Annotated in this window: 17 protein-coding genes and 1 tRNA gene; 5 read left to right on the top strand and 13 right to left on the bottom strand. The window is 55.0% G+C overall.

What is annotated here, in order from left to right:
* Positions 1 to 92 precede the first annotated feature (92 nt).
* The 6 genes from rsmA to QFX31_RS03320 all read right to left on the bottom strand — a co-directional run bounded on the left by rsmA (position 93) and on the right by QFX31_RS03320 (position 3,600).
* Complete coding sequence (rsmA, locus tag QFX31_RS03345) at positions 93 to 869, bottom strand: 16S rRNA (adenine(1518)-N(6)/adenine(1519)-N(6))-dimethyltransferase RsmA (RefSeq protein ID WP_348530720.1); 777 nt, start codon at positions 867 to 869, stop codon at positions 93 to 95.
* 7 nt (positions 870 to 876) lie between these two features.
* Positions 877 to 1,482: a DUF655 domain-containing protein gene (locus tag QFX31_RS03340; RefSeq protein WP_348530719.1), complete on the bottom strand. Its 606-nt coding sequence runs from the start codon at positions 1,480 to 1,482 to the stop codon at positions 877 to 879.
* 7 nt (positions 1,483 to 1,489) lie between these two features.
* Positions 1,490 to 1,837, bottom strand: a complete 348-nt coding sequence (locus tag QFX31_RS03335; RefSeq protein ID WP_348530718.1) for an RNA polymerase Rpb4 family protein — start codon at positions 1,835 to 1,837, stop codon at positions 1,490 to 1,492.
* A 3-nt stretch (positions 1,838 to 1,840) separates the two neighbouring features.
* Entirely contained in the window at positions 1,841 to 2,131 is a 291-nt protein-coding gene (locus tag QFX31_RS03330) for a 50S ribosomal protein L21e (RefSeq protein WP_348530717.1), read from the bottom strand.
* Positions 2,106 to 3,464, bottom strand: coding sequence for a tRNA pseudouridine(54/55) synthase Pus10 (locus tag QFX31_RS03325; RefSeq protein WP_348530716.1), 1,359 nt, complete (start codon positions 3,462 to 3,464; stop codon positions 2,106 to 2,108). Before QFX31_RS03325 ends, QFX31_RS03330 begins: the two co-directional genes overlap by 26 nt.
* Before the next feature lie 32 nt (positions 3,465 to 3,496).
* Positions 3,497 to 3,600, bottom strand: a tRNA-Ser gene (locus QFX31_RS03320).
* Between the two features lie 55 nt (positions 3,601 to 3,655).
* On the opposite strand from QFX31_RS03320, the gene QFX31_RS03315 reads away from it, so the two are divergent.
* Entirely contained in the window at positions 3,656 to 4,897 is a 1,242-nt protein-coding gene (locus QFX31_RS03315; RefSeq protein ID WP_348530715.1) for an amidohydrolase, read from the top strand.
* Between the two features lie 276 nt (positions 4,898 to 5,173).
* Here QFX31_RS03315 and QFX31_RS03310 read toward each other — a convergent pair whose 3' ends face one another.
* Positions 5,174 to 5,836, bottom strand: a complete 663-nt coding sequence (locus QFX31_RS03310) for a peroxiredoxin (RefSeq protein ID WP_348530714.1) — start codon at positions 5,834 to 5,836, stop codon at positions 5,174 to 5,176.
* A 554-nt stretch (positions 5,837 to 6,390) separates the two neighbouring features.
* Entirely contained in the window at positions 6,391 to 6,699 is a 309-nt protein-coding gene (locus QFX31_RS03305; protein ID WP_348530713.1) for a ferredoxin family protein, read from the bottom strand.
* A 286-nt stretch (positions 6,700 to 6,985) separates the two neighbouring features.
* Between QFX31_RS03305 and QFX31_RS03300 the strand changes: the two genes are divergently transcribed.
* The gene (locus tag QFX31_RS03300) at positions 6,986 to 7,888 is read left to right on the top strand and encodes a sulfite exporter TauE/SafE family protein (RefSeq protein ID WP_348530712.1); all 903 of its coding nucleotides are present in this window, start codon (positions 6,986 to 6,988) and stop codon (positions 7,886 to 7,888) included.
* A 62-nt stretch (positions 7,889 to 7,950) separates the two neighbouring features.
* Here QFX31_RS03300 and rpl12p read toward each other — a convergent pair whose 3' ends face one another.
* Genes rpl12p through QFX31_RS03275 form a run of 5 tightly spaced genes read right to left on the bottom strand, consistent with a single transcriptional unit; the run spans position 7,951 to position 10,891 of the window.
* Positions 7,951 to 8,268 (bottom strand): 50S ribosomal protein P1, encoded by a 318-nt coding sequence (gene rpl12p / locus QFX31_RS03295; RefSeq protein WP_348530711.1) that lies wholly within the window; start codon positions 8,266 to 8,268, stop codon positions 7,951 to 7,953.
* A gap of 15 nt (positions 8,269 to 8,283) precedes the next feature.
* Complete coding sequence (locus tag QFX31_RS03290) at positions 8,284 to 9,249, bottom strand: 50S ribosomal protein L10 (protein WP_348530710.1); 966 nt, start codon at positions 9,247 to 9,249, stop codon at positions 8,284 to 8,286.
* Positions 9,250 to 9,888 (bottom strand): 50S ribosomal protein L1, encoded by a 639-nt coding sequence (locus tag QFX31_RS03285; protein ID WP_348530709.1) that lies wholly within the window; start codon positions 9,886 to 9,888, stop codon positions 9,250 to 9,252.
* A gap of 55 nt (positions 9,889 to 9,943) precedes the next feature.
* A complete protein-coding gene (locus tag QFX31_RS03280) occupies positions 9,944 to 10,426 on the bottom strand; it encodes a 50S ribosomal protein L11 (protein WP_348530748.1) in 483 nt (160 codons plus the stop codon).
* A 3-nt stretch (positions 10,427 to 10,429) separates the two neighbouring features.
* A complete protein-coding gene (locus QFX31_RS03275; protein ID WP_324304492.1) occupies positions 10,430 to 10,891 on the bottom strand; it encodes a transcription elongation factor Spt5 in 462 nt (153 codons plus the stop codon).
* Between the two features lie 183 nt (positions 10,892 to 11,074).
* Here QFX31_RS03275 and QFX31_RS03270 point away from each other — a divergent pair, with 183 nt between their 5' ends.
* From QFX31_RS03270 to QFX31_RS03260, 3 genes are read left to right on the top strand one after another with little or no spacing between them, the layout of a single operon-like run.
* A complete protein-coding gene (locus QFX31_RS03270; protein WP_175265909.1) occupies positions 11,075 to 11,269 on the top strand; it encodes a hypothetical protein in 195 nt (64 codons plus the stop codon).
* 20 nt (positions 11,270 to 11,289) lie between these two features.
* A complete protein-coding gene (locus QFX31_RS03265; RefSeq protein WP_348530708.1) occupies positions 11,290 to 12,378 on the top strand; it encodes an acetoin utilization protein AcuC in 1,089 nt (362 codons plus the stop codon).
* A gap of 15 nt (positions 12,379 to 12,393) precedes the next feature.
* The gene (locus QFX31_RS03260) at positions 12,394 to 13,449 is read left to right on the top strand and encodes a tRNA (guanine(10)-N(2))-dimethyltransferase (protein ID WP_348530707.1); all 1,056 of its coding nucleotides are present in this window, start codon (positions 12,394 to 12,396) and stop codon (positions 13,447 to 13,449) included.
* The last annotated feature ends 119 nt before the right edge of the window (positions 13,450 to 13,568 follow it).

Below are 13,568 nucleotides of genomic sequence, written 5' to 3'. Positions count from 1 at the left end.
TCTCTGGATCCGTGAAGCCTCCTTTTTCGCCATTCTCACCATTCCGCTAATTCATCCGAATGAGCCAAAATCAAGCTTGCAATAGCTCACGCTTAGCGCAGCGGGTTTCTCGACTGATGCTCCGAAACCGCCCTGGCGATCCGGACGAACTCATCAACACCGAGATCCTCAGGCCTCGCGTCAAGTATCGCGGGGTCGAGATCGAGCATAACATCATCAGAAACGCCTATCGATGCCAGCGCGTTCTTGACCTTTTTCCTTCTCTTGGTGAAGAGATCCCTGCTTATAGCGGAGAACATCGATTCGTCGACCTGCTCCCTGTCAGCCCTCGGCCTGAGTCTAACAACAGATGAGCTGACATGCGGCATGGGCCGGAACGCGGACCTTGGGACGGTCTCAAGGATCTCGACATTCGCGTAGTAAGAGACATTCACGCTCAGCCTGCCGTAATCCCTGGTTCCGGGGGATGCGAGCATCCTCTCCACGAACTCCCTCTGGTACATCAGCACCATGAGATCGAAGGGATTTCTGAGCAGCCTCAGAGTTATCTTTGTCGAGATATGGTATGGGAGGTTCGATACGACCTTGTTGTACTCCGGCAGATCCACTCGGAGCGCATCGCCCTGGATCACCTCGACATTGGGGAACATATCCTCAACGTAACGGGCTAGTTCAGGATCCGCCTCTATCGCGTAAACCCTGCCGGCCCTCGCAGCCAGGAACTCCGTCAGGCTCCCCCTGCCCGGGCCTATCTCCAGCACCCTGTCTCCTGGCGATATATCAGCGTAACCGGCTATCCTCTCAGCGATCCCTCTGTCCACAAGAAAATGCTGCCCTGCCTTCATCCCGACCCCTCTGAGCCACTCCACCTGTATCTCACGGCCTTCTGCGGGCCTCGACAGGCTTCGGCTCCTTCGGCTCTGCTGTGAAGACCCTGTACTTGATCCGGTCGTCCATGAGCTCCTCCTCGATACGCTTCGCTATGAGCTTCTCAGGATTGTGCAGACCCTTCACCCTCTCAGACAGGTCCTTAAAGCTCTTGAAAGGGCCTTTTTTGCGCTCGTTGAGTATTGCCCACATCAGCTTCTTACCTATGCCCGGGAGCAGCTCCAGACCGTGCATCCTTGTTGTGATGGGTCCGGCCTCGTTGAAGTACCTGATGAACCTCTCCTCGTTATCGAGCACTATCTTCTGGATCTCATACCCGAGCTCGAGCTTGGCGCTGTTTGTGAGATCGCTGTAGCTGATTCTCCTGTTCACGCGCTCGATCACATCGCGCGCTGTCAGGTCCACGCGCTGCCCGACCGTCGGGACGACCCCCTCCTTCGGGGTCATCTCCATCAGAACGAAGTTTCCCTCGCCCACTGCCTGAACAAGCGGCCGCTTCTGGTAGCTTGTTATGGCCTCCGAGACGTGCCCGTAGGGGAGATAGTCGAGTATCCGGGCTACTGTTTCCCTCTTTGGAGGCCTGGCATCGGGCAAGAGAGACTTACCCCCTGCGCACTATATCGAGAATCGCGTCCAGCTCTTCCTCTGTCAGCGAGAACTTCTCCTTCGCGTAGATCGCCCTGAGCTCGTCCCTGGTCACGGGCCTGAGGTCCGCTATCTTCACAGCTATCTCGGGGGTAACCTTCTCAAGAGCCAGGAGAGCTTCCACGAGCCGCCTGCTATCCTCAGGTGTGCCGTGGGAGAAGAGCTCTGCATGGCGCATGGCCCTTCTGAGCTCGTACCCAAGCTCCTCGGGCTCGCCAGACCTTTTCTCCCGGATCTCGTTGAGAAGCGCATTTACCTCTGCTATCGTGAGCAGTTCCTCTTTCAGAACGTCCTTGACTATCATCTTCTACTTCTGAGCAGCAAGGTGCTCGGGTAATGCTATAACGAGCTTCTTTGCGTTCTGATCCGGGACCTCCAGCACGTAAGCTCTCCCTCTCCTGCCCACCACAGTCCCTGTTCTGCCATGAAACTTCGGGTGCGGTACTCCCTTGTGTATGCTGGGATCGATTATTATGTGAACCCTATCACCAACGGCGAAATCCTGTATCGCCCTGACCACAGGAGAGATACCCCTCTCCCTGACGCTCTTCTTGAGCTTGTCCCTGGTGTTCTTACGAAATCCGTGTGATTTTGGCATCGGACACTCCACCTACATCTATTACATCCAGCTCCACGACCCTGGCGTCTGATCCTAGAAGCTCCGCAAGGCTGGGCCTCGTCCTGCCACCGTCCCCTGATATCAGCTCCTTAACGTAGAGGCCGCTGTCACAGCGGACGGTTATTTTCGCCATCCGGCCGTTAAGCTCTTCCAGCCCGGCGCTGTGCACCGCCCTCCTGCGGACCTTATCCGCCCTTCTGTGAGAGACGCGAGTTGGCGTACGCTGTTCTACAAAACCTACCAATTTGGAGAGGGCGGATTTAAGCTTTTCTTCATCCACCTGCGTGGAGATCTCCACAAGAGCCTCATAGGTCTTCTCGAACCTCTCATTCTTCACGGTCTCGACCATGGACCTATCGACAAAGATGAGATCACTGACCTCGACCTTGCCGCTGCACCGTCTGTTTATCTCATCCCTGAGAGCGTTCAGATCCAGATCCCTTTTGCGTGGGCGCACGACCTCTACAACAAATGGCCGGCCGCTGCCGAGCATCCTGGCGTCTATGTCCTCTCTTCCGGCGCCATGAAATACGGTATCCTCAGCATCTGCCGCCTCCACAATCGGACCTCTTATGAGCTCATCCACAGACTCCCGGTACATTCGCCCCGTGTTGCCGCACCTCTCGCAGCCCTTCCCGCCACAGACCCTGCACGGCCACCTCGTCTGCGGAAATCCGCGCTGGAGCTTCCTGTACCGTCCGTAGATGTAAAGCGGCTGGATCTGTATATCTATGTGCCCATCTGTGAGATGGAGATGGACGACGATATCAGGATTGCTGAGATCTGGCTGCTTCCCGGTCTTCAGTGCTATCAGCTTCCCGACCTCGCGGTTGATCTCCGACTTCATGGGCTCTGCGTGTTTGGAGCAACCATCAGCGAGCAGAAGCTCCTCGTTCTCAGCAAGAAGACCACTCATGAACGTGCCGACCAGAAAACGGCTGAATTCTATTCCTCTGAATGCATTCACAGCTCTGTCTGCCAGATCCTCCAGGCGCTCCGGATTCATCTGCCCGAGACAGACCCAGCAGGTTTCATCCCCGCCCTCGACCCCGAGCCTGAGCCTGGCCTGTTTGCAGGAGGGGGCCAGCGCTTGCAGCATCTCTCTGGACCTCTCAGAATCAAGTAGGTCTGCGATCATCACCATGAACGTCTTCATGGAGCGCCCGCGCTCTATGTTCGTCATGCCCGTACCAAGCATGGCGAATTGCCTGCCAAAGCAGCTGTCACATATCGGGCCGAGGCGGAGGATCCTCATGGCGGTCGAGATGATATCGGCTGCGATGCAGCTATCATTTTGATTTTCAGAGGGCATAACACCATCTTTTGTTTGTAAAATTTTGTACACGCTGAGGGTGAGATTCGAACTCACGCGGTGCGATGCACCACTGGTTAGCCTGTTCCTTACGGAACCTCAAGACCAGCGCCGTAGGCCACTTGGCTACCTCAGCCCATCACATTTTCCGGGCAAGAGGGTATTAATATCTACCGCTTATACATCCGTCCATGCTAATCCGCAGCGCATCCATCATTCGGAACGGGTCTCTGCTGAAGAACATCGACATTCTCATCGAGGGGAACCGGATCTCCGAGGTTGGAAGGGATCTGAGACCCAATGATGATGAGGTCATAGATGCAAGAAACATGCTCGCAGTTCCAGGTCTGGTGAACAGCCACACGCATCTGGCCATGACGCTTCTAAGAGGCTATGCCGATGACATGGAGCTCATCCCATGGCTCCGGGATAAGATCTGGCCGCTCGAGGCCCGGCTGAGGCCATCTGATATCCGAGCGGGGGTGAGGCTGGGATGCCTTGAGCTGATAAGGTTCGGGGTGACGTGCTACAACGACATGTACTACTTCATGGATGAGACCGCTGCTGCGACGAGGGAGATGGGAATCAGGGGTGTGCTCTCAGGCGTGCTCTTCGATATGCGACCTGAGCTTCTCAGGGATGTCGAGCCGTTCATAAAAAAATGGAGGGACGATGATCTGATAAAGCCGGCAGTGGGACCGCATGCCGTCTACACATGCTCAGAGGAGACTCTTCTCAGGGCGAAGGAGATCGCGGAGAAGCATGATGTCATGGTACACATCCACCTCTCGGAGACCAGGGAGGAGGTCGATACATTTGTCAACCAGCGGCACATGACCCCCGTGGAGTTTCTGGAGAACCTCGGTTTTCTCAGCGAGAATGTAGTGGCAGCGCACTGCGTTTGGCTGACTCCAAGGGACATGAGAATTCTTGCGGAGAGGCGTGTGAACGTCGCCCACTGCCCGATAAGCAACCTCAAGCTCGCATCAGGCATCGCTCCGGTCGCGACACTCATCGAGCAGGGGGTGAATGTCTGCCTGGGAACGGATGGGGCTTCGAGCAACAACAACCTGGACATCTTCGAGGAGATGAAGGTTGCAGCCGTGGTCCAGAAGTGCTCGGTGGGACGTTCAGCAATACTTCCTGCAGACGCTGTCTGGCGGATGGCCACAGAGAACGCATACAGGGCATTCTCCCTTGATATCGGCATCAGGCCGGGAGCGCTCGCAGATCTCGCCTTGATCAACATCAGGAAGCCATGGTTCACTCCAGAGACATCGATGCTCTCACATCTTGTCTACAGCATGCCTGGAGAGGTAAGCTGCACGGTATGCAATGGAAGGGTGCTCATGAGGGATGGCGTGATCGAGGGCGAGGACAGGATACTGGACGAGGCGCAGCGCTGCTACGAGAGGCTGATATCAGAGGTGTAGATGCATATTCTCCTCGAGAGCTCCGGCCGGCATGGATATTTCGCAACGCTCCTGCACCAGATTGATTCCAGATCCCTCCAGAGAATCTCCCCGCAATTAAGTTAAAATAAGCGAAGATACAACCACCCAACGCCGGATCTCCGGCCTGTGGTGGGATCGGATGATATGATGCAAGGACCACAGCGGACGCGACATGAAATAAAAGGATGCTTCACGCGTTCGCGCCATGACCTTGCTGATCGATCCCCGCCCAGAATGTAAGCGTCTAGGCGTATCTCATCTTGATATCTTCTTGTGGCAGAACCACCAGTCGTAGCAGTCGTACATCTTGAGCCTTTCCTTCGCAGTCTTCTCGTCTGCAGGTGGTGGTATGATGACCTCATCTCCTATGAGCTCGTTGTTCGGCCAGTTCGCCGGCGTTGCCACCTTGTTCTTGTCCACAACCTGGAGAGCCTCAACGACCCTGAGGATCTCGTCTATGTTTCTCCCGACCTCCTGTGGGTAGTACAGTATCAGCCGTATTATCCCGCTCGGGTCCATTATGAACACAGCCCTCACAGTGTTTGACCCCTTCCCCGGATGTATCATGCCGAGCAGATCAGCGACCTCTCCCGTGTCCGCTATGATCGGGAACTTTATCTCAACCCCCATCTTCTCTCTGATCCACTCCGTCCACTTCATGTGTGAGAAGACCTGATCGACTGAGAGGCCCACGAGCTCGCAGTTGAGCTTCTTGAAGTCCTCCCGGCGCTTCTGGAACGCTATGAACTCTGTTGTGCATACAGGCGTGAAGTCGGCAGGATGGCTGAAGAGAACAAACCACTTGCCTGCGAGATCATCCGGCAGAGTCATCGGACCGTGTGTGGTCCTAACCTCCATTCTCGGAAGCCTGTCCCCGAGGAGAGGCATCCCAAAATCAATCTCATTTGTGCAGCTCATACGAGATCCCCCAACCAAACCGCTGCTCACGCTGCCATTGCAGCCTCAGGCAGCATGATGTGTGCTGCGGTCTCAACGCCGAAATTCCGATCGGCGGTTTTGATACGAGAACACCGACTGTTAGCCCCAGCGACAACTCCCCACAGATGCATCCGGCACGGACATCTGACCGCAGTTTGCAGCTGTATGATTTTATCAAGCGAATAGCTATAAATCTTTTGGGACGTTTCCGGTTTATGCACGATCTTAGGTAATGTACTGTATCATTGAGATCCGCAGCGTTCACTTCGGCCAGACTCATGGGATATCTCACCCATGGCTCTCGGTTTCAGCAGGATCATTCAGCTATTCGAGCACACCACCCAACCTTACGAGTGGAGCGGTAAGAACCCCGATGTTCAGTCAGATATGTCCAAGCCTTGCAGTCAGATCTCACTGGCTACGCATTCGTATCATTGTGATCAACAGCATTTAGCCCCGCAGGGTTCATGAGGTGCTATGCAAAAGACTTCGATTCCTGTCAGCTCCTTCATTGCTTAGCTCACACGACCACATCACTTTGGCTTCAACTTTCCTTCCTCCTCGAGCTGTCTCTTCACCTTTGCCCAGATGTGCTCCCGCTTGTAGATATCCCTGAGGAGCTTTATGTCCGGGAATGATATCGCCTCCCCCATGCAGAGATTTGCACATGTATTGCAGCCAACGACACATTGATTTGGCCTTGCAACCACAGGTCCATCCTCTGTCCAGTCATACACGTTCATCCCGCAGTTCATGCACATCCCGCACTTCACGCACTTTTCGCGATCTATGGTGGGATGCCAGCTAATCATCTCTCTTGGATATCCAACCAGCCATGCCATGCTTCCACCAAGATCAAATCGATATTTTTCGATTTAAAGCTTTCGAGAATCAAAGCATATTATTTTTTATAAATAAAAATTTTAACTTTGTTGTACTCCATCTAATAAAAAACTGCTCGTTCCAGATGTCGGTAATGTTGGATTTTAAGTAACAATGTTAACGATAACAGTGTGAATTTAGACCCACAAGAGTGCAAAGATTTAAATCGAAAAAAATCGATTCACAAAATTGTGGCTCTGTGCCACCTGTTGATAGCATTTCTGGTGCTGTCAGGAGGGATGTGATATGAATGGAAGATTGTGGCAGGTATACAGGCCTGTAATCGTACTTCTGATTGTTATAACGGCTCTTGCGATCTGGTCCTACCTTTCCGGAGGGGATCGGCTGAGCGGCGTGCCGCTGCTGACTCCTCTGAGGGGCATATTGCTGATTGTTGTCGGCCTAGTGGCTGGCTTCCTCGGAGGGTTGATCGGAACTGGCGGATGCAGCATAATGCTCCCTGTTATACACTTCTGGATGGGCTACCCAGCTCCCATCGCGATTGGCACGACAATCTTTGCAGTTATCTTCACTGCCACCTCTGGAGGGTATGGACATCTCATACGGAAAAACTTGGACAGAAGGGCGACCATCTGGCTTGCAGGCGGTGGCATTCTTGGCGTGATCTTCGGCTCATGGCTTTTCACCATTCTGGTGGAGCACATCGATCTAATGCAGCTGATTCTGGGTCTGGCGTTTCTGCTGCCCGCAATCAGGATGATCTACGAGGGCATCGGCCGCTCCAAGCCAAAGCAGGAGGGCAGTACAATCCCCGGCGGAAGCAGCGGCTTTGCAGTCTTCGGCTTTGCGATCGGCATTCTGACCGGAATAGTGGGGCTGGGTGGGGGATACGCGCTCGTCCCAGGGCTGATATACCTCTTCGGCGCTCCTGTGTACATCACCATGGGAACCTCGCTGGCGGTCATGATACCGATGGCGGTCGTGGCAGGCGGCATAAAGCTCGTCCAGGGGTTTGTCGCGCTCACCACCGCGCTCATCCTCGCAGCCGGAACTATCGTGGGAGCGCAGATCGGGGCCGCGGTCATCAAGAGGTTCAGGCCGAACACGCTCAAGCTGATATTCGGCATATACTTCCTGTACGTTTCGCTGAAGTTCATAGCAGCATACTTTGGAATAGCGATATGGTGATTCAATGAGACGTGCTGAAAACCGAAAAATAGCGGTCCGCCCTGTGGAGGGCGGGTTCCGGATTAACCGAAGAGCGCACCGAGCCCCTCGATGCCGCTCTCCTCGGCCTCTTCCTTCTTCTCCTCTTCCTCTGCCTTGGCTGCAGGCTTCTTGGCCTCGGTCTCTGCGGCAGCCGCAGCCGGGGCGGCAGCTGCTACCGGCATGGCGGTCGCCTGGGAGAGTATCTTGTCGATATCGACGCCCTCAAGCGCCGAGACCAGGGCCTTGATCCTCACCTCATCAGGCGCCACACCGGCTGCCTCTAGGACCTTCTTTATGCCATCATCGCTTACTTCTTTGCCTGAGCTATGTAGTAACAGTGCTGCATATATGTATTCCATTAAACTCACCTTTATCTAACCAAACAGAGAACCCAGCCCTGCGGCCGCGTCCTCCTCTTCCTTCTTCTCCTCTACCTCTTCGACAACCTCTTCCACCTGCTTCTGCTCCGGCGCGCTCTCGCCTGCAGACATCAAGCTCGCAATCGCCTGAGCATTGGCATGTGCCTTCATTATGACAAGATCCATCATGCCGGGGACGGGTATACCGCGCTCGGCCACCAGATACCTCGCCCTGGATGCTGCACGCTGAACGATCGGGGCCACGGTGTGGGGCGTCACGTAGGCCACCTCGACTGCGAAGGCAAGAGCCTTTCCAGCAGCCTCAGATATGTCCTTAAGAACCGCATCCACATCCAGTGTCAGATCCTCTGCGGCGAAGACCAGCCTGTCGCTGTAAGCAGCCCGGAGCTCCAGGCCCACAAGCTTCGGATAGATCTCCATGAGCTGGAGGACCTCTGCCACCTTGGGCGTTATCACATCGCCCTTCTTCGCGAGCACAACCCTCTGGTTTATCACCACCTTGCCGCCTTTTATTGCGGCCGGGATCCCAGCGCTCTGGAGCTTTCCCACCATCGGTCCTGGTGAGAATGATGTCTCGCCGCTCTCGACCACTATATCCATGGGCGCAACTGCACCGGCCTTTATGGGCATCGGGCGCTTCTCTGCGTCCAGCATCTTCTTGAGCGCAAACGGATTCGCATCCGAGAATATCAGAGCAGTCTGGTCCTCGATGTAATCCGCAAGCGGCCTGATTGACTCATCGGATTTCAGTATGGCCCTCCGGGCGATGTTGTTGTTGACAACCCTGACCTCAGAGAGGGGCCTCAGGATGCCGCGAATCCTCTGAAACTCGCTTGCCGGAAGCTCGCGTATACCTGCGACGCCCACGACACGGCTGCTCTTTATCCGCTCCACCAGCTCGTCAACCTCTCTCAGCTTCCATTCAGGCACGCGAGCTACGTGGCGAACATCTGCTGACATCTAGATCACCCTCACCGCTGGACCCATGGTCGTCTTGACGTATACTGACTTCAGGTTGTGACGACCATCCTTCAGGGTCTGCTCCAGCTTTGTGATTACAGACTCTATGTTCTCTGCAAGCTGCCTGGCGTCCATGTCTCTCCTGCCCACGGCTATGTGGAATGTCGGCCTGTCTCTTGACCTTATCCTGACGATGTTCTTGAGCCTCGTGACCATCTGTGCGACATCCGCATTGGGCGGGAGTGGCGTGGGCATCTTTCCTCTTTTGCCTAGAATGGGTCCGAGGGTCTTGCCGATGACCGGCATGAACTGCGTCTCGGCTATGAAGAAATCGTATTCATCCGCCAGCTTTCTCGCGTTCTTCCTGTTCTCCCCCAGAAGCTTCAGCTCCTCCGGGGGTATCACGTAGTCGGCGCCAGCGTTCTTCGCCTTGAGCGCAGTATCTCCAGCTGCGAAAACAGCGATTCTGTTCGGCCTTCCACGCCCGTGCGGGAGTATAACTTCAGCATCGATCCTGTTGCCGGGCTGTGTCAGATCTATGTTATGGAGATTTATGGCAAGATCGACGCTCTCCTTGAATCCCCTGGGCGGGGCCTCGGAGATCGCCTTTTTAACCGCCTCTTCGATATTCTCTTTCATTCAGATCATCCGTAGTCCACGACTTTTGGTCTTCTACGGCTCCAACGATCGCAATCTATGAATTAGCCTCAAAGAGGTGATCGTAGCTGCCAGATGCAAGCGCCTGCTGCACCTCTTTTGAGGTCATGCCATCTATCTTTATCCCCAAAGAGCCGCAGGTACCGACGATCTCCCTGACCGCGCTCTTCAGGTTCTTCGAGAGAAGGTTCCTTCTCTTTATCTCTGCGATCTTTATAACCTGATCCATCGATATGTTACCAGCAAAGCTCTTCTTGTCACCGCTTCCCTTCTCGACCCCGGCCTCCTTCAGTATCAGAGCCGATGTTGGAGGCGTGCCGACCTCTATCTCGAACTCGGTCCTGCTCTTCACCTTTATCTTCACAGGAACCTGCATGCCGTTCAGATCCTTGGTCAGCTCGTTTATCTTGGCGACAACAGCTGCTACGTTGACACCGAGAGGTCCAAGCGCCGGGCCAAGGGGAGGTCCAGCAGTTGCCTTGCCACCTGATACCAGCGCCTCGACGACATTAGCCAATATTGTTCACCTCTGAGCCTCTTCTTTGCTAAGGACTCTTACGTGATCTCCTCTGACCGTTATGGGTATGGGCACCATGGCCTCGAAGAGCTCCACGGTTATCTCCTCTTTGGCTGAGTCGACCCGCTTCACCCTTGCCATCTCGCCCTTGAACGGACCGGAGATCAGCTCCACAATGGCGCCCTCACTTATGCCAACGACCGCAGGCTTTGGCGTCAGGAAGTGCTCTATCTCTGCGAAGCTGGATGCGCCTTTTATCACAGAGCGCGCATGTGGAACCCCCTGGATAGCCTGCTCCACTATCTCTGGGGCCGAAGCCTCCACCAGTACGTAGCCCTTCAGCACATCAGGAACGAGTATCGCCCGTATGTCCAGCTTGTCCTTTCTCGCTATCTGGGCGACCAGGTTCGCGACTGCTCGCTCCTGATTTGCTGTTGTCTTGACTACGTATATGCTGGTCTCGGACATCCTCAGTCTAGAGGATAAACCATATATAAAAAGGTTTGTGACCGCTTTGCGCTTTACCGAATGTCTGGATCCAGAAGATCGAGGGCTCCAGGTATCCTGATTGGATCCATGATATGCGCATAGCTTATATCCCAGCGGATCTTCGCATACCTCAGGATTCCCGGCGCGAAGGAGGTCGCAGAGTTGGAGGAAGACCAGAGCGTTCTCGACCAGTTCGTCCCGTTCTGCCCGAAGTGCGGGAACGAGTGCCTGCCCAAGGAGCTGCGGCGGGCTCTCGATGCCCAGAGCTGGAAGAAGATAATCGTTGAAACTATATACTATTGCCCCAGATGTGATAACTACTGGAGCGAAGGTCTGGTGGAAAAGGGCTATAAATGATCTATCTATACTATACAGATATGTTCATGGGCTACAGCTTCGGCCCAGAACACCCGCTGCAGCCAGCGCGGATCATGCTCACCTACAGGATGATCGAGGAGTACGGGTTCTTTCTCGGATACGATACAGAAGTTCAGGAGCCGTACTACGCGAGCGAGAGCGACCTCCTCATGGTCCACGATCCAGGGTACATCCAGGCGGTGAAGGATGAGAGGCCGGATCCGGCTCTCGGCCTGGACGAGCCTGACACCCCGATTTTTCCAGGAATTTACGACGCCAGCGCGCTGATCGCCGGAGCCAGCATCGAGGCCGCAAAGCGTGTTGCTTCAGAGCCATGTGTGGCATTCAACCTCGCCGGCGGTCTCCATCACGCATTCCCTGCGAGAGCGTCTGGATTCTGCGTGTTCAACGATTGCGCCCTCGGAATTCGCGCACTTAGGAAGCGCTTCAAGAGGGTTCTATACATAGATATCGATGCTCATCATGGCGATGGCGTGCAGTACATCTTCTACGAGGATCCGTCAGTACTGACGATATCCATTCATGAGTCCGGAAAGTACCTCTTCCCAGGAACAGGATTCGTGGACGAGATCGGAAGCGGTGAAGGATACGGCTACTCAGCGAACATACCGATGCCGATGAATGCGGAGGATGAGTGCTACAGGTACGCCTTCGAGTCCGTCATCCCAGCGCTGTTCAGATGGTTCAGGCCTGACGCGGTTGTCGCGCAGCTCGGCGTCGATACGCACTATGCCGATCCCCTTGCGAGCCTCGATCTCACGCTTGAAGGCTACGGCTATCTCGTTCGCAGGATAAAGGAGCTCACAGATGAGTACGCGAATGGGAGGATGCTCGCACTGGGCGGTGGCGGCTACAACCTGGAGGTTGTGCCGCTCGCATGGACGCTTGCATTCCAGACCCTGCGGGGACAGGAGATGCCGGAGGAGCTCCCGAAGTGGTGGGTCGATGCGATAATGAAAATGATAGGGCGACCCCCGCTCTCCCTTCCGGATCGGCCCAAGACGAAGAGGGATGTCCCAAGGGAGCTGATCGAGACCGTGGCAAACCTGAAGAGAAGGCTGACGATCATACACGGCGACATATTCTAAACGCGAGGCCACTCAATGATCGCAGTGGAGGGCTCGGTCAGGGTGGACACAGACGGGGTCTTCTACAATCCCAGAATGAGAACCAACAGAGATATCTGCGTCGCGATGGCCTCAGAGCTCGGAATAAAGGAGTACCTGGATGCGTTCTCTGCCAGCGGCATACGCGGCATCAGGGTAAGAAAGGAGGCGGGCGTCGAGCGGGTTGTGATGAACGACATCAGCCCTTCAGCATGCCAGCGCATCCGGGAGAACCTTGCTCTGAATGATATCTCAGACTGCGAGGTGACCTGCGAGAGCGCCAGTGCTATCATGAGCAGGAGACGGTTCGAGGCGATCGATCTCGATCCATTCGGCTCCCCCGCGCAGTTTCTGGCTCCTGCAGCATCCTCCGCGAGATCGTATCTGTTCATAACGGCCACGGATACCGCTCCACTCTGCGGGGCGCATCTCCGGAGCGGCATCAGGAAGTATCTCGCGGTCCCTCTGAACACAGAGTACCACAGGGAGATGGGCGTGCGGATCCTGATGGGAGCTGTGATAAGAGAGCTGGCGAGGGCTGACAGACGGGGGATACCTCTGCTATCATACGCCACGGAGCACTACGTTCGCCTGCATCTGCGAATAAAGAAGGGCGCGCGCGAGGCTGATGAGGCACTAGAGTCCATGGGATACGTCGAGCACTGCTTCGGTTGCGGAGGCTGGAGTTTGAGGATGGGAATGGGCTGCACATCCTCTGGCACGTGCAGCTTCTGTGGAGGAAGGACCTGCACTGCAGGGCCTCTCTGGCTTGGCCCGCTTCACAATAAGGATACCCTAAAAGCAGCTCTGAACAGACTCGATCCTGAGAGCAGGGCCCACAGATTAGTATTACTATGCTCTGAGGAGGTTGATGTGCCGTTTTACTACGATCATCATAAGATCTGCAGGAGGCTGAGAATCACACCGTCGAAGGTCGAATCCGTCATATCAGATCTGCTGGAGCATGGCTACAGGGCTTCCAGGACGCACTTCACGGGAGTTGGTATAAAGACCGATGCTACTTTGAGGGATCTGGTTTCTCTGCTCGCCTGATGGGATGTTTGAGAATCCAGCACCAGATCTTTCCTGGCAATCGACCGGATCCAATCCGGAAAACACGAAATCTGGCAGGAAGATCTTCAGCCCATAATTGAGAACCTAAAAGTTAATAA

It is taken from the genome of Methanothrix sp. (assembly GCF_030055635.1).
In the GTDB taxonomy this organism is placed as follows: Archaea; Halobacteriota; Methanosarcinia; order Methanotrichales; family Methanotrichaceae; genus Methanothrix_B.
The sequence above is the reverse complement of the archived record's forward strand: the minus strand, read 5'-3'. Positions and strand labels throughout refer to the sequence as shown.